This is a genomic window from Microcoleus sp. MON2_D5 (genome assembly GCF_036701905.1).
Classification (GTDB): Bacteria; Cyanobacteriota; Cyanobacteriia; order Cyanobacteriales; family Microcoleaceae; genus Microcoleus.
On the sequence record NZ_JAUBRM010000058.1, the window covers coordinates 33,290 to 48,701 of the forward strand.

General features: G+C 45.2%; 12 protein-coding genes. 5 read left to right on the top strand and 7 right to left on the bottom strand.

The window, feature by feature from the left end; translation table 11 throughout:
* Nucleotides 1–79: 79 nt before the first annotated feature.
* On the bottom strand, nt 80–832 hold the full coding sequence (locus tag QUA47_RS20940) for a Uma2 family endonuclease (RefSeq protein WP_333432168.1): 753 nt from the start codon (nt 830–832) through the stop codon (nt 80–82).
* A gap of 31 nt (nt 833–863) precedes the next feature.
* A complete protein-coding gene (gene csaB / locus QUA47_RS20945) occupies nt 864–1,907 on the bottom strand; it encodes a polysaccharide pyruvyl transferase CsaB (RefSeq protein WP_333432169.1) in 1,044 nt (347 codons plus the stop codon).
* A gap of 291 nt (nt 1,908–2,198) precedes the next feature.
* Between csaB and QUA47_RS20950 the strand changes: the two genes are divergently transcribed.
* From QUA47_RS20950 to QUA47_RS20960, 3 genes are all read left to right on the top strand, one after another.
* Complete coding sequence (locus tag QUA47_RS20950) at nt 2,199–2,513, top strand: DUF2499 domain-containing protein (protein ID WP_190656617.1); 315 nt, start codon at nt 2,199–2,201, stop codon at nt 2,511–2,513.
* A gap of 16 nt (nt 2,514–2,529) precedes the next feature.
* A complete protein-coding gene (locus QUA47_RS20955) occupies nt 2,530–2,949 on the top strand; it encodes a lysozyme inhibitor LprI family protein (RefSeq protein WP_333432170.1) in 420 nt (139 codons plus the stop codon).
* Nucleotides 2,950–3,138: 189 nt separating this feature from the next.
* Entirely contained in the window at nt 3,139–7,038 is a 3,900-nt protein-coding gene (locus QUA47_RS20960) for a DNA polymerase III subunit alpha (RefSeq protein WP_333432171.1), read from the top strand.
* On the opposite strand, the gene QUA47_RS20965 is transcribed toward QUA47_RS20960, so the two are convergent.
* The 3 genes from QUA47_RS20965 to QUA47_RS20975 all read right to left on the bottom strand — a co-directional run bounded on the left by QUA47_RS20965 (nt 7,015) and on the right by QUA47_RS20975 (nt 10,717).
* Entirely contained in the window at nt 7,015–9,105 is a 2,091-nt protein-coding gene (locus QUA47_RS20965; RefSeq protein ID WP_333432172.1) for a protein kinase domain-containing protein, read from the bottom strand. The genes QUA47_RS20960 and QUA47_RS20965 overlap by 24 nt on opposite strands.
* A gap of 325 nt (nt 9,106–9,430) precedes the next feature.
* Nucleotides 9,431–9,769: a DUF3593 domain-containing protein gene (locus QUA47_RS20970; RefSeq protein WP_190656609.1), complete on the bottom strand. Its 339-nt coding sequence runs from the start codon at nt 9,767–9,769 to the stop codon at nt 9,431–9,433.
* A gap of 297 nt (nt 9,770–10,066) precedes the next feature.
* Nucleotides 10,067–10,717, bottom strand: a complete 651-nt coding sequence (locus QUA47_RS20975) for an ATP-binding protein (RefSeq protein WP_333286496.1) — start codon at nt 10,715–10,717, stop codon at nt 10,067–10,069.
* Nucleotides 10,718–10,887: 170 nt separating this feature from the next.
* Here QUA47_RS20975 and QUA47_RS20980 point away from each other — a divergent pair, with 170 nt between their 5' ends.
* Both QUA47_RS20980 and QUA47_RS20985 read left to right on the top strand, forming a co-directional pair.
* A complete protein-coding gene (locus tag QUA47_RS20980; RefSeq protein ID WP_333432173.1) occupies nt 10,888–11,097 on the top strand; it encodes a hypothetical protein in 210 nt (69 codons plus the stop codon).
* 244 nt (nt 11,098–11,341) lie between these two features.
* The gene (locus QUA47_RS20985; protein WP_333217635.1) at nt 11,342–12,046 is read left to right on the top strand and encodes a pentapeptide repeat-containing protein; all 705 of its coding nucleotides are present in this window, start codon (nt 11,342–11,344) and stop codon (nt 12,044–12,046) included.
* 104 nt (nt 12,047–12,150) lie between these two features.
* Here QUA47_RS20985 and QUA47_RS20990 read toward each other — a convergent pair whose 3' ends face one another.
* Nucleotides 12,151–13,209: an alpha/beta fold hydrolase gene (locus QUA47_RS20990; RefSeq protein WP_333432174.1), complete on the bottom strand. Its 1,059-nt coding sequence runs from the start codon at nt 13,207–13,209 to the stop codon at nt 12,151–12,153.
* 118 nt (nt 13,210–13,327) lie between these two features.
* A complete protein-coding gene (gene gatA, locus QUA47_RS20995; protein WP_333286488.1) occupies nt 13,328–14,788 on the bottom strand; it encodes an Asp-tRNA(Asn)/Glu-tRNA(Gln) amidotransferase subunit GatA in 1,461 nt (486 codons plus the stop codon).
* Nucleotides 14,789–15,412 lie beyond the last annotated feature (624 nt).

Consider the following 15,412-nt stretch of genomic DNA (forward strand, 5'->3'; position numbering starts at 1 on the left):
TGCCATGTTGTTCAATACTTTTTAATTAAGGAACAATCTTAAATTGCAAAGGGACAATTTTAAATTCCTCATTATTGCATTAGGCTTCTGGTTCAATGCCTGCTGCTCTTAATTGCGCGGCTAATCTTTCCGAGCGTTCTCGTTCTTGTTCGGCTTGCTGTTGAGCGATATCCCTTTGCTGCCGTTCCCTTTCTACCATCTCTGCTCCCCACAATAACATCTCTCCGCTCTCATCCCACCACCGCAACCAATATCCCGTTCTTTCAGCTTTTGTTCCCTGCCAAACCCCCAGAAATAATCCAATTCCTTCAATCCAATAACGATTGTTTGAATCCGGCTGCTGTACTTGATATCTTTCTGACGAATTCAACTGATAGACTTCGAGAACTCCGGCGGTCGGTTCAAAAAGTGTATAGATTGGCACTCGCAATACTTGCTCGTAAAAAAACCATTTGCCGGGGGGATAAGTTGGTTTTATTGAATATTCATCGTTGGGAGTAGCTGACAAAAATTCCATGACAATCGCCGGGACTTCCCCTTCTAAGTTGGGAGTGTAACTGCGACGAATTTCTTGACTAGAAAGCGGCTGTACGTTGCGGGCATAAAACCAATCTGGAGATTTGATAACTAGCTTGCTGTCTACTGTTGCACAAATTCCCATGTTTGGGGCAACTAATATTCCTGTTACAATTAGCCCTGCGATTTCTAAGATTTCCCGCAAGGCGGCAGCGAGTAAGGGCTGGTCTATATTTTGCAGAGGTTGCTCCTCTAAAATGAAGTCGTCTGGCAATTTTTCCCAGGTAATTTTTAAGTCTACTGTACTGACTGCCACGGTATTTTACCTCTTATTGAGACTGCTATTACTAAGACTGCTGGAGCGCGGCTCGCAATACTTCGCGGTGAAAGAGCGATCGCTCTACTATAAATTTTATCCTGTCTGGAGATAAGGCGTCGCCGTTAGCATAGTGTTCCATCCAGGTTTTGCTAATTAAATAAGGATCGTCTGGCAATTCTGATAATAAGTATCCCGGCATTTCTAACTCGTCCATCAATTGACTAACTTTGGGATCGTAGCTGAGGGCAAAACAGCGGCATTCTTCCGATGCTGCCATAATTAAACTGTGGTAGCGCATCCCGATCGCCATTTCGACTCCCCGGAACACTCCTTTCAATTTTCTGGGGTCTTCTAAACTGAGGATGCGGCTCGTTTTGGGCAGGGCTTCGTGCAAATGTTTCGCAATTTCTAAGTCGTGAGACGCTTGAAAAGGCAGCAGCAAAATTAAGGTGCGAGTTGCTTTTTGAAAGTCAACTAAAGCTTGAGTTAAGATTGACAAACGAGCGGGAGTTAGTGTAGGATGAGAACGCAAACAAACAGCAACTCTGGGCGCAGGTAAATCCCACAAACCCGACACGGGAGAATTCTCCAAAGCCCACACGGGATCGGGCGCTAAAGTAAAGGGAATTTGCCAATCTGCAAGTAAAGTAGCTGAACCTTTATCGCGCACGCTGACGGCGGTGCATCCAGCAAAACAGCGCTGAGATAACTTGCGAGTCATTTCGCGCTTCAAAGGCCCAATTCCCTGGGCCCAGGCAACTGTTTTTAAGCCCATCCGCTGCGCTAATCCCATCAAACCCCCATAATAGAAAGGGCTCGCAATGCTAGTAGCGTCTTGGATTAAACTACCGCCGCCCCAGATTAGGGCGTCGGAGGTGCGGAGTGCTTCGAGAACTTGGAACGCATTCATGCGATCGCGCGCAGCTACCCCGTACCGCTGATTTGTCTCGACAGGATTGCCAGACAGGACGATCGGCGTCACCCCATCTGGTAACATTTGCAGTAGCGATGCCAACAGCGCCTCGTCGCCGCCGTTGCCTTTACCGTAATAGCCGCACAAAATTGCTCGCATTTCTACTCTTTTCTTGGTTTGTGATGGGGAATCTAACTATTTTAGATTTTAGATTTTAGATTTTTTTGATATTTGAGATTTGATCCTACTACCAAAAAAATGCTACTGTCAGCAAGCTTCAAGGCTTTACGTCATCAGTCAGCTCAAATCGCAAATCTAATAAAATCTCAAATCGCTAATCTAAAATTGTATGACGCATCATACTTTATATGACAGTTTCGTAAGTCCCGATAGATAAATCTTTTATCTTCGTTATCGATAAATTTTTCATCTTCGTTCACAATACAAAAAATGCACGCTTTGTCAATTCCCACCTGGATTATTCACATCTCTAGCGTCATCGAGTGGATTGCCGCCATCTGGTTAATTTGGACTTACGGCGAAGTCACTCAAAACCGAGCTTGGTGGGCCCTTTCCGCCGCAATGCTGCCCGCTCTCGTGAGCGCTATGTGTGCTTGTACATGGCACTATTTTGACAACTCTCCCGCCCTAGAATGGATTGTTACCCTGCAAGCGGGGATGACTCTCATCGGCAATTTTACTCTGTGGGCGGCGGCTTGGTGGATTTGGCGATCGTTTCAGCCAGCCGAGAAAATTAAAGATTAAAAAAGGGAGAAACTTAGTGAAAAATAGCACTATTTGGGTAAAATTTGCGGCGAGTTTGCTTTTGTTGACAGCCGGATTTTTGCTTCCCAGCAAAGCCAGCAACATTCCCGTACAAGTCGCCCAACAGCCTAACTGCAAAAGTCCTCAAACCACGCTAGAGATGAATGTCTGTTCCAGTCAAGAGTTTCAGGCTGCAGACAGAAAGCTCAATCAAGTATATCAGCAACTGCAAGCAAAAATCAGCAGTAGACAAAAGCAGAGATTGACTGTGGCACAGGGTACTTGGATCGCATTTCGAGATCAAAATTGTGATTATGCAAAAGGGCAGTTTGAAGGCGGTTCTTTGGCTGCTTCTACCTACGGTTATTGCAGGGCCAGAGTGACGCAAGAACGGATTAAAGATTTGGAAGGTTATTTGAAACAAGCAAATTTGTAAAAGTTCGATCGCGATCGAGAATAATTTACCCATTCAATCATCAATACCGCGACAACCTCATCTTTTGAACTTCTAGAAGCCCCAGCACAAACCAGCTCAAGAGTGATATAAAGCTTTGTTTTTTATTTTACGCTTTGACACGCCAATGGTGTAAAATCTAAATTCTCAAATCTTATATTTTAAATCCCTATGTCCTTCGTTGGTTTGCACATTCACAGCGATTATAGCTTACTAGATGGGGCTTCTCAGCTACAACAGCTCGCAGAACGGGCGGTGGAATTGGGGATGCCCGCGATCGCCCTTACAGACCACGGGGTGATGTACGGCGCGATCGAGCTAATCAAAGTTTGCCGAAATAAAAATATTAAGCCGATTATTGGCAACGAAATGTATGTCGTCAACGGCGACATAGAAGTAAAAGTTCGAGGTAGAAGAAAATACCACCAAGTTGTTTTAGCTAAAAATACCCAAGGTTATAAAAACCTTGTCAAGCTCACCACAATTTCCCATTTAAAGGGAATGCCTGAAAGAGGTATTTTTGCCCGCCCTTGCATCAACAAGGAACTGCTAAAACAATACTCCGAAGGTTTAATTGTCACCAGTGCTTGTTTGGGTGGCGAAGTTCCGCAAATGATTCTGCAAAACAAACTAGATACTGCCCGTGAAGTAGCCACATGGTATAAAGAAGTATTTGGAGAAGATTACTATTTAGAAATTCAAGACCACGGTTCCCCGGAAGACCGGATTGTTAATGTTGAAATCGTCAAAATTGCCCGCGAACTCAAGATTAAAATAATTGCCACCAATGATTCTCACTATATTTCCTGCAATGATGTAGAAGCACACGATGCTTTACTCTGCATTAACACCAACAAACTGATTGAAGAAGACAAGCGGATGCGCTACAGCGGCACTGAGTATTTGAAGTCCGCAGACGAGATGGCGCAACTGTTTCGAGACCATTTGGATGATGAAACAATCAAAGAGGCGATCGAAAATACCCTAGAAGTCGCAAATAAAGTATCGAGATACGAGCTCACAGGAGAAGCTCGGATTCCCACAATTCCAATTCCCCCAGAACATACAGCCGATACTTATGTAGAAGAAATATCCTGGTTGGGGCTCTTAGAACGCCTCAAAGCCCGCACCAGAAATGAAATCCCCCCCGTCTACAAACAAAGACTAGAATACGAACTGAAAATGCTTCAGCAGATGGGCTTTTCAGAATACTTTTTAGTAGTGTGGGACTACATAAAATATGCTAGAGACAATCATATTCCAGTAGGTCCCGGACGCGGTTCTGCCGCAGGTTCTCTAGTTGCCTACGTCCTCAAAATTACCAATATAGACCCCGTACACCACGGGCTACTATTCGAGCGATTTCTCAATCCCGAACGCAAATCAATGCCAGATATTGATAGCGATTTCTGCATAGAAAGGCGGGACGACATGATTAAATACGTTACGGAAAAATATGGTAGCGACCGCGTAGCGCAAATTATTACTTTCAACAGAATGACATCAAAAGCTGTCTTGAAAGATGTTGGCAGGGTGTTAGGTATTCCCTACAAAAAAGCCGACGAAATGGCAAAATTAATTCCCGTGTCCCGGGGAAAACCGGAGAAACTTAAAGTGATGATTTCCGATGACACACCGGCACAGGAATTTAAAGACAACTATGAAAATACAATTTGCATCAATGAAGAAACAGGGACCGAAGTCCCAGTTCGTCAGTGGATTGACATGGCAATTCGCATTGAAGGAACCAACAAAACCTATGGCGTTCACGCGGCCGGTGTGGTAATTTCTTCAGAGCCGTTGGATGAACTTGTACCGCTGCAAAAAAATAATGAGGGTGCTGTAATTACCCAATATTTCATGGAAGATTTGGAATTTTTGGGGCTGCTGAAAATGGACTTTTTGGGCTTGAAAAATTTAACAACGCTCCAGAAAACAGTTGATTATATTAAGCACACCCAAAATCTAATTGTAGATCCAGAAATGCTACCTTCTGATATAGAGCGCAGAGCTCAAGAGACTTTTGCCCGAATCAAAAAGTTACCAAATGATGTAGATAAAACTTATAGACTTTTAGAAAGAGGAGATTTAGAAGGTATTTTTCAGTTAGAATCCTCTGGAATGCTGGATGTAGTGAAAAAACTCAAACCTTCCTGTCTGGATGATATTTCTTCTATTTTGGCACTTTACCGACCTGGGCCGCTGGATGCAGGTTTGATTCCTCAGTTTATTGACTGCAAGCATGGTAAAACAGTTGAGTACGATCATCCGCTATTAGAACCGATTTTAAAAGAGACTTACGGAACGCTTTGCTTTCAAGAGCAAATTATGCGGATGGCTCAAGATTTGGCGGGCTATTCTTTGGGGCAAGCTGACTTGCTGCGGCGTGCAATGGGCAAGAAGAAAGCTGATGAAATGCAGAAGCAAAAAGAAACGTTTATCGACGGTGCAACTAAGAATGGAGTCAGTCAAAGAATTGCTGAGAAACTGTTCGCGCAGATGCTGCAATTTGCGGAATACTGTTTTAATAAATCCCATTCAATGGCCTATGCGTATATCACTTATCAAACTGCCTATTTAAAGGCGAATTATCCTCTAGAATACATGGCTGCACTGCTGACTGCTAACAGGGGCGATCAGGATAAAGTACAGAAATATATTGCCAATTGTCTCAAGCTGGGTATTGAGGTGGAGCCGCCCGATGTTAATAGCTCGGAACTTACTTTTACACCAATGCCCAAACAGATGACGGGCTCTGCAAAAGATAAAATTTTGTTTGGAATTTCTGCTGTTAAAAATGTGGGAGAATCGGCGATTGAAAATATTTTGGCAGCGAGGCAGGAAGGGGGTAAGTTTAAATCGCTGGCTGATTTGTGCGATCGCGTAAATCTCCATTCTGTCAACCGCCGCGCTTTAGAAGCATTAATTCAATGCGGTGCTTTTGATAAAATTGAAAACAACCGCAAGCAATTAGTAAACGACCTCGAAGGAGTGATGAAATGGGCCCAAGAGCGCAAAAGAGATAGAGAAAGCGGCCAAGGTAATCTCTTTGACTTGTTAGGTACGAATAGCTTTGGTAAGTCGGTTAATACCTATGAGTCTGCACCTAAATCTAAATTGGTACAAGATTATGACAAACAGGAAAAATTGCGTTTAGAAAAAGAATTGCTTGGGTTTTATGTATCAGAACATCCCCTGAAGTTTCTCATGCAAGTAAACCCAGCTCCCGATGTCGTAACTCTCGAACAGCTAGCAGATAAAAAGGGTAAGGTATCAGTTATTGTCATGCTCAACGCTATCAAAATGGTAGTGACAAAAAAAGGCGATGCCATGGCAATTTTGCAATTAGAAGATTTGACACATCAAATAAAAGCTGTTGTGTTCCCCAAGGCTTACGAACAAGTGAAGCCTTACATTGTAGAGAATGCTATCTTACAGATTAGTGGAAAAATTGAGAAAGATGGGGAGGAAATTCAGATAATTGTAGACACTGCAAAGCCGGTGGAAACAGTACAGGTTACAGAGGAAATCGAGAGGGTTCAACCGGAAACACAAAACTCTTGGGCGACGGAACCGGAAACACAAAACTCTTGGGCGGCGCAACCGGAAACACAAAATTCTTGGGCGGCGCAACCGGTCAACATTGTACGATCGACAAAACCTGTCGAAGTTTTAGAAATGGTGATTGTCAAGCTGACACCCCAGCAAATACAAGACGGCAAAAAACTCAATTCCCTCAAAGCTATTTTGCAAGAACTTTCCAATCGGGGAGAAGATGCTAGCGTGTCGGTGGGGGGAATTGTTGTCGGTGAATATTCCTGTCAACCCGTTCGCATTAACCCTCAATTGTGGGTGCAAGATGGCGAGGGAACTGTTAGCCGTCTTAAGTCGGCTGGATTTGATGCTTGGGTTTTTCCTCTAGACAATCGCGGGGATGCTGCGGTGTTTCGAGAAATGCGATCGCAACTTAATGTACATTCTTGGGCCAGTCGTTTACTGGACACTGACACCGATCGCCTTCACAAGTATGTCACTTATCTCGCCCAACTAAACAGACGCGCGCCAAATTAACACTTCGCCGCCATCCCCACCGGTGACTAAAGTTTGACCGTCAGGACTAAAAGCCACCGGATTGCACCCAGCAAGAGAGCACAAACATTCTCCTGTTTCCAGGTTCCAGAGTTTAACCGTACCGTCTCGACTGCCGCTAGCCATAATTTCGCGCTCTGGACTAATCGCCACCGAAATCACCGCATCAGAATGCCCCCTCAAAGTATTAATCAATTCCCCTGTATCGGCATTCCACAATTTAACAGTAGTGTCGGCACTTCCACTGACAATCGTCTTGCCATCTTGACTAAATGCGAGCGCATAAACCCAATCTGAATGACCGACAAAAGTCCGTACACTCTCCCCAATACCTACAAGCCACATCTTGATAGTTGTGTCAGCACTGCCGCTGGCAAGCATCATACTTTGAGGGCGAAAACTAACAGATAAAACCTTATCAGAATGTCCCGAAAGTTTTTGAACCAATTCTCCGTTGCGCTGGTTCCACAATTTAATACTCTGGTCGCCGCTGGCACTCGCAATCGCTCCCGAGTCGCAACTAAAAGCCACCGAGTACACGGAGCCGTAGCGGTGACTGTACGGCGAACCAAAATCGCTATAAAATTCGCGAATCATGGCCTTTTTATCCAGCTTCCACTCAATAACTTTTCTGTCAAAACTGCCGCTAACCAGCATTCTCCCGTCTGGGCTAATTGCCACAGCATCAACCGTTGCGGAATGACCGAAAAAAGTATGGATGAATTCACCTGTTTGCAGGTTCCACAGCTTAATTGTTTTATCGTCGCTGGCGCTCGCGAGAATATTACCTTGAGGATTAATAACCACAGCATTAACCGGGGCTGAATGGCCCTGGAGAATGCGCTCGCACCGCCAGTTATTAGACGACAATAATCTCGGATTGCCAGCGGATGGCACAACATGAATCTTCTGGGGCGGCGCGGCCGAGACGGCGGTTGCTGTATTTGGCTGCGAGTTAGTTACTGGCGAATTAATAGCGATTTTTGTGGGCGAATTATAACTGATTTGAGAGCGGGGATATTGCCCAAAATTTACCAAGTCTTGCAACACTTCAGCAGCGGATTGATATCGCTCTCGTACCGAATCTTTGAGCAATTTATTCAAAATAGTTGCTAATTTTTGGCTGACTTTTATGCCTTTTTGCGCCAAGTGCGATCGCCAAATCCATTTGCATTCCAAAGCATCGAACAAATCCTTCAATACCGCCCCAGTTAGCAGGTGAATGCAGGTAACGCCCAAACTGTAAAGGTCGCTCGCCGGATAAGCCTTGCCGCTGCGAATTTGTTCGATCGGCGCATACCCTGCAGTTCCAGTTATCGTCCCAGTTTGCGCCTCAGAAAGGCCGGTAATGTGCTTAGCAACTCCAAAATCTACTAGCACAAACTGACCCCCCCTGGCCTTCCCCTGTACAGCAGGAGATTCAGCGACAATTAGCCCTTTCATACCAGCAGAAGATTGAGGTAAATTTGCCCCTCCTTTTCCTTTACCAGGAGTTGAGGTGCTATATCCCGCCGCAGCCCACAAGGTTTGGGGAGTTCTCCGCACAATATTTTCCGGCTTAATATCTCGATGAATCACCTGCTGCTCGTGCACAAATTGCAAAACAGGCAACAAATTGATTAACAATTCCCAAATCTGTTCCTCGCTAAAAGCTCCCCGCTGCTGCAACTCCTGAAACAAATTATTTCCCTCGATTAACTCTTCCACAAGATACAGACGTTTGGCTTGTTCAAAAGAAGCCAGTAAACTTGGAATCTGCGGGTGTTCTCCGAGTTCGTGCAACCGATGAGCTTCTTGTTTGAACAGTGCAGTTGCCTTTTCTAATTCAGCTTTTTCTTGAACTTGGGGGAAAAATTGTTTGATGGCGCAGGGAGTTTTCAACCTATCTTCATCGACAGCTAAAAAAGTTCTGCCAAATGTTCCTTCACCGATAGGTTGAATGGCGCGGTAACGCTCTTTCAGTAGCAATTTAGAGCCGCACGCCAGACAAAAATTGGTTGAGTCAGCATTCTGCGGCTTTTGGCAATGGGGATTGAGGCAATAGCTCATCTTTTTTCCGGCCTGGAGATTCCCACCACAGCTAAACTTAGCAACATGGTAGTCTGTTTCCACTCACGCCCAGAGCACCATTCTCGATAATACCTGAGAAACTTGCTTTCTTAACCCAAAATCTCGGCTCTCAGGTTGAGCCCGTGGCAAGAAACCAAGGTGAGGACACTAGAAGTGCTTGATGTGAGTTTCCATATATTCTAATGCTTTCCTAAAATTTTGCCGTTTGGCGGCTCACAAACTGGTATGTCAACAGTTAACTGTTAATTACGGCTATTCTGGAGCATTTATGCGGAGAGTAAATACAAAACTGAGATGAGCTCGGCTATTCTCCCCCATCTAAAAGACACTCTGGCTCCTCGCCGCCCTTCTGTGACGATGCTTTGGCTTTAATCACCGCTTCTCTAAAGCCTAAAACTAATAAAATATTGGCAATTGTTAAGAATAGTTCTGCAGAACCGTGCAGCCAATCGACATTTGCTAGTGACTCGTTGTAGGCAACTTTTGCGTAAATTGCGGCGGGAATAGTCACAGCCACAAAAACGAGAGTGCCGTAAAATCCCATCAGAGCTAAACGGGGTGTTTTTCCCGAGCGAGTCAGAAACCAGAGAAATCCCAAGTAGGGGAATAGAGACAGAACAAATAAAGTTTCTTTGGAAATCATTAGTAATTGGCGAGCGACCAGATACTATGATAAATTAAAAGCTCAAAAATTAGTGTGAATAATTTTTAACTTTTGATATTTAGTTTTTAATATTTAATTAGACAGATGCACCCGTTTCTATCGAACCGCTATAGAGTCACCCAAGACCATAGCTCTTAAACCAAGCCGCAGCAGGTCGGCAGTATTCAAAACCCCTCACCCACGCGGAGACAAAACCCATAACTTTTCCCCTAACACCGTTTTTAGCATAACACATTTTTCACCGTGCCAGTCTGTTAATTGTCCCTCACTCCCAAGCTACCCAGCAATTAGAAATAGAGACTGTTCCACAGTTTTCTGTCTGGTAGGCATTAAGCAAGTATCGTTCACAACCTCTAAATCCAAGCCGTTATTTCTATCTGCTGCCAGAATTTCCTTCAGCTTAGCATCAAAATCAAAACACGGGCCGCAATCCCAAACTTTGAGTTCCAACCGTCCCTTAAACACCCTAATTTCCAGTTGAACAGGAGTTTCTACTGGCAGATTTTTGTGAGCGTGGCGAACTGCATTAGTGAAACCTTCGGCTAAAGCCAACTGAAAGTTCCACCACACTTCATTGGGGAGCGATAGATCTTTCAACTGTTCAAACCACAACAAAACTTGGGTTAAAGCATTGACATCTGTGTTGACTTGCAGGCTAATATGTTGAATACAAGTTTCATGCAGATCTTCTTCCTGCTGTTTTTCAGTCTGCCAATCCCAGGTGTTTAATAAATTCATTAACCCATCTAAAACGCTAGCTTTTTTTATATTTTGGGAGCGATTGCGATTTTCTACTTCGTAAGTTTTGGTCAGCGACAAACAATTTCGATTGTCGAGAGTCCGGGTGTAACTTAGCTCGTCTGCAATCTGCCACATGAGTTTGATCCCCCTGCCGCCTTCTGCAAGTTGATCTATGCTGTTGGACATCTATTTTCCTCGTATGAAAGTATTAGCTGTACCCAATTTTCCCACCCGCCGAGACACCAGGTATTTTTTTTATACTTGCTTGCTCGGTATTCTTTCGGGGATCACACAAAAATGCTATCTTTTTTAGAGAAGGCAGCGCATCAGCAATATGTCTTAAGAGTCTAAGCCAATTGGCTTATTTACCTATCGCCTGTACGGAGAACGATCGCCCTCGGCAGAAAAATCCAACTGCATCGATGACAAATACTTATCCGTTGTCCGAGTCGGTCACTTGTCGCAGCCGTCGCAAGCTCCCGAATCCCTGGCATTTAGCGCCTCCGGCCGTTCGCCGTTGGCTGCCACGGAGCCTTGATGTGCGGGCTTTCATCCCCAACGCGTAAGTAATATCCGTGAGCGCGATCGAACCTTACACCGTCGAGTCACGTCCATCCACTAGACTAGGACTTACGCAAACAACCCAGTTTCTGCTTAGAATATTGGGTTTGACAGCGAGGAATTAACGAGGAAGCCGGGTTTTTGGTCCCCCGCACGTAAGTCCAGCAGACAAATCGGTGATGAAAGGCAGTTACAGGACTTACCCAGACTATGACCAAAATCAAACTGAAAATTCTGACTGCAGCGATAATGCTACTCCCATTTTGCGCTGCACTTCCCTTGCAAGCTCAAAATCTCTCTCTAGTCAAGCGGCTGCTAGAAACCAGAGGATGTCCCGGATGCGACTTATTTGGCGCTTCCTTGAGCCGTGCAGATTTGTTTGGCGCTTCCTTGAGCCGCGCCACTCTCAGCAGGGCCGACTTAGTTGATGCCGATTTGACTGCCGCTGACTTAATGGAAGCTAATTTAAACAACGCCAACATGAGAAACGCCTTTTTGGCTGACGCCGACCTCAGCAACGCCGACCTGAGCAGGGCCGACATCAGGGGAGCAAACTTAGAAAATGCCAACCTCAGCGAGAGTTTTCTTCGAGACGCATCCCTCCAGTTGGCTAATTTAAAATGCAGTAATTTGAGCGCCGCTAAACTAAGTAGAACCGACCTGAGAAATGCCGATTTAAGCGGTGCAAATCTCAGGGGTGCAGACCTCCAAGAAGCCGATTTAAGCGGTGCAAATCTCAGCGGTGCCGACCTTAGATCTGCCGACTTGAGGGATGCGAGATTAAACAAAGCTAATCTCACAGATGCCAATCTCTGCGGCGCCCGGATGCCCGACCAAAAAACATCTCGGCGAGGCTGCGAAGTTAAGAAAGAACCAGCGATAAGCACGAACAATTACTGCAATTATTGCTATGCCTTGAATGACTGGTGGCTGAATGTATTAAGGTTTTACTAAACGGTATCATCGCCATAAATGCTCCGCTTCAGATATGTAGTGTTAGAAGTGCGAGCAGGCGGTACAGATATCAAACTTAACCTGTTACCGCCAATAGCTTTTATCTACTTTGAAGAACCTAAAAATTGGCTCAGTATTTGCAGATATTCTGCGCCCCCGATCTGTGCCACATTAGTGTGGCCTCCCTCAGGAACTATGTAAAGCTGTTTGGGCTCAGGTGCTGCATCAAACAGTTTTTTGCTCATTTCTACAGGAACTACATTGTCAGCAGTCCCGTGAATAAACAGCACGGGCATTTGCAGGCGATCGACTTTTGAAAGAGAATCAAACCGCTGTGTCAGCAACAAATCTATCGGAAACATCCAAAACAGCCCTTTTTGGAAATTAACCATCGCCCGCGTCGAAGTAAAAGAGCCTTCTACGATTAACCCCGCCGCCTCCGGGTGGCGCACGGCTAGATCGATCGCGATCGCCCCTCCCAAAGAATGACCGTAGAGATAAATTTGATTCGGGTTAATCCCCCGCTGTTTCACCAAATAATCCCAAGCAAGTTGAGCATCCTCATAAACTTGAGATTCACTCGGAAAATCGCCCTGGCTTTTTCCATAACCACGATAATCCATCACAAATACCGAAAAACCTAATCGATGAAATCGATAAGCGTGTTCGACATTTGCTCCCACATTTGAAGCATTGCCGTGCAGGTACAAAACTACCCCCCCTAACCCCCCCTTGTTAAGGGGGGGAACCGGAGCGACTGCCGGTCTCTCACTTTGCGGGGACGTTCCGACTCCTCTAGCTCCCCCCCTTGGCAAGGGGGGGCTGGGGGGGGTATCCGAGTCTCCGGTGTTAACAGAGGGAACAGCCTCCCCCTTTCTGGCTCCACCCCTTGCTAGGGGGGGGCTGGGGGGATTTTCCGAGGCAGGAATCCACCACCCGTGCACGCTGTCCACCGCGCCTGTTTTAGTTGGAATTGGCAGCGAGACATCTTGATATTTCAACTGAAAATCATCTGGCGTAGTTTCGATCGCCCGCGCAGGAAAAAAGATAAACTTACCTTGCGCTACAAATAGGAATACACAAGCAGCAGAATAAGCAACGGCAAAAACTATCCCAAAAGCTATTAGCGATTTAGACAAAAGGAATACTAGCAAATTGTTCATAGATAGAGCACGCGGGAAAGTAGAGATCGCTCAAAAGCTAATGGCAAATGATTAATTCAGACAATTAGCCAAGATCGATTACTAACTTCCGCCGCAGCATTCCGCCGATTTTCAAAAATTAATGCAATTCCGGGTGGTGTAAGTGCCAATTCGTAGACTGTTCGTAAGCGTGAGCCACTTGAAACAACCGAGATTCTTGCAAAACATTACTAATCAGTTGTATACCCACGGGCAGTCCTTTATCATCAAATCCGCAGGGCAAATTCAAAGCTGGCAAACCAGCAAGATTCACGGGAATAGTCATCAAATCTGACAAATACATACTCAGGGGGTCATTGAATTTTTCGCCTGCCTTAAATGCGGTAGTAGGAGCAGTGGGGCAGACTAAAACATCAACTTGAGAAAAAGCTTTTTCAAAGTCTTCTTTAATCAAAGTCCGAACTTTTTGAGCTTTTAGATAATAGGCATCGTAATATCCAGCCGACAATACGTAAGTGCCGATCGCAATCCGGCGTTTAACTTCCGCACCGAACCCTTGAGAGCGGGTTTTGGCATACATATCCAAAAGATTATCGGGATCTGGAGACCGGAAACCGTATTTGACTCCATCATATCGCGCCAAATTTGCCGAAGCTTCCGAGGGAGCAATGATGTAGTAAGTGGGCAAACCGTAGCGGAAGCGGGGACAAGAAATGACTTGAATTTCTGCGCCCAATTGTTGAAATTGCTCGATCGCCTTAGTAACCGCTTCTTTAACCCCCGAGTCCAGCCCTACACCAAAAGTTTCTTTAATTACACCAATTCTAATCTGACCCTTCGGTCGCAAACTGGGTCTTAAAGCTTGAGCGTAGTCAGGAATGGGGACATTAAGACTCGTGGAATCTCTCGGATCGTAACCGGCGATCGCCCCCAACAAAATAGCCGTATCCTCAACAGTCCGGCCAAAGGGTCCGATTTGATCGAGAGAAGAAGCATAGGCCACCAAACCGTAGCGAGAAACCAACCCATAAGTAGGTTTCAGCCCCACCAACCCGCAAAAAGCAGCAGGTTGGCGGATCGAGCCCCCAGTATCCGAACCCAAACTCACGACGCATTCTCCAGCGGCCACTGCTGCGGCAGAACCGCCAGAAGACCCTCCGGGCACGCGCTCCAAGTCCCAAGGATTCGCGGTAACTTGATAGGCAGAAGTTTCTGTCGAGCTCCCCATTGCAAACTCGTCCATATTCGCCTTACCCACAATCACCGCACCGGCTGCTTGGAGTTTGGAGACGACGGTTGCATCGTAGGGAGGAACAAAATTCTCCAAAATTCGAGAGGCGCAGGTTGTGGGAACGCCCTCGGTACACATATTGTCTTTAACGGCGATCGGGATGCCGGCCAACAGGCCAATTTGCTCTCCGGCTGCGATTTGGGCATCCACTTTATGGGCCTGCGCCAATGCGCTGTCTGCCGTAACGCACAGAAAGCTTTTCAACTTCGGCTCTAGCTGGGTAATTCGGTCTAATGTTTCTTGAGTAATTTCCACAGCAGAGCGTTCTTTATTGACCAGTTGTCGGTGCAACTCGCGGATGGATGCCATGCTCGTACCTTTATCATTTCTACTTTGAGACAATACAGTTAATATAACTGGCAATTGTACCTGCTTACAGCCCGAAGGCAAAGTCTGCTATTTTTGTGGCGAAAGTTCGATCGCGCGATCGGTCATTTTATCTACAATAGATTAAATTCCCAAAATCCCACCGGACACAAAATAGCGAGCAAGTTTTTTACCTAATCTTTTAAAAAACCATGAATGCAACTGTATCATGGCTTAGGCACAAATTGGTTTAACGCGAGATTTATATGAGTAAGGGGTAAGGTGTGCAGTGCGGCCCTACATAATTAGGTTCTGCGTCCAAGAATTTGTATGCAAGATCGCAATCATTAGGAAAGCAGTTATTCCCTATTCTGTAATCTAAATTATAAAATATTAGAATCCAGCTTCTCTTCAATGCAACCCTGGATTTATCGTATAAATAAATGACATAAAAAATCAACTAATCCCAAATTTTTACTGCTTTAGTCCGGGAAAAATATTTAGATAGTATTAAAATATTTTCTGACAATAAGTTACCAGTTTTGTTACATATAATTCAATACGGTTCAGTTAAGGCTCAAATAGTGGTAAATTAGGTATGGTGTCCAAAAATGGAGAGCAAGTAAG

What these genes read in the sequence shown, in the direction of transcription:
- QUA47_RS20950 (WP_190656617.1), top strand. Translation starts at nt 2,199, where the DNA reads ATGCACGCTTTGTCAATTCCCACCTGGATTATTCACATCTCTAGCGTC.
- QUA47_RS20990 (WP_333432174.1), bottom strand. Translation starts at nt 13,209, where the DNA reads ATGAACAATTTGCTAGTATTCCTTTTGTCTAAATCGCTAATAGCTTTT.
- QUA47_RS20965 (WP_333432172.1), bottom strand. Translation starts at nt 9,105, where the DNA reads ATGAGCTATTGCCTCAATCCCCATTGCCAAAAGCCGCAGAATGCTGAC.
- gatA (WP_333286488.1), bottom strand. Translation starts at nt 14,788, where the DNA reads ATGGCATCCATCCGCGAGTTGCACCGACAACTGGTCAATAAAGAACGC.
- QUA47_RS20975 (WP_333286496.1), bottom strand. Translation starts at nt 10,717, where the DNA reads ATGTCCAACAGCATAGATCAACTTGCAGAAGGCGGCAGGGGGATCAAA.
- QUA47_RS20970 (WP_190656609.1), bottom strand. Translation starts at nt 9,769, where the DNA reads ATGATTTCCAAAGAAACTTTATTTGTTCTGTCTCTATTCCCCTACTTG.
- QUA47_RS20960 (WP_333432171.1), top strand. Translation starts at nt 3,139, where the DNA reads ATGTCCTTCGTTGGTTTGCACATTCACAGCGATTATAGCTTACTAGAT.
- csaB (WP_333432169.1), bottom strand. Translation starts at nt 1,907, where the DNA reads ATGCGAGCAATTTTGTGCGGCTATTACGGTAAAGGCAACGGCGGCGAC.
- QUA47_RS20985 (WP_333217635.1), top strand. Translation starts at nt 11,342, where the DNA reads ATGCTACTCCCATTTTGCGCTGCACTTCCCTTGCAAGCTCAAAATCTC.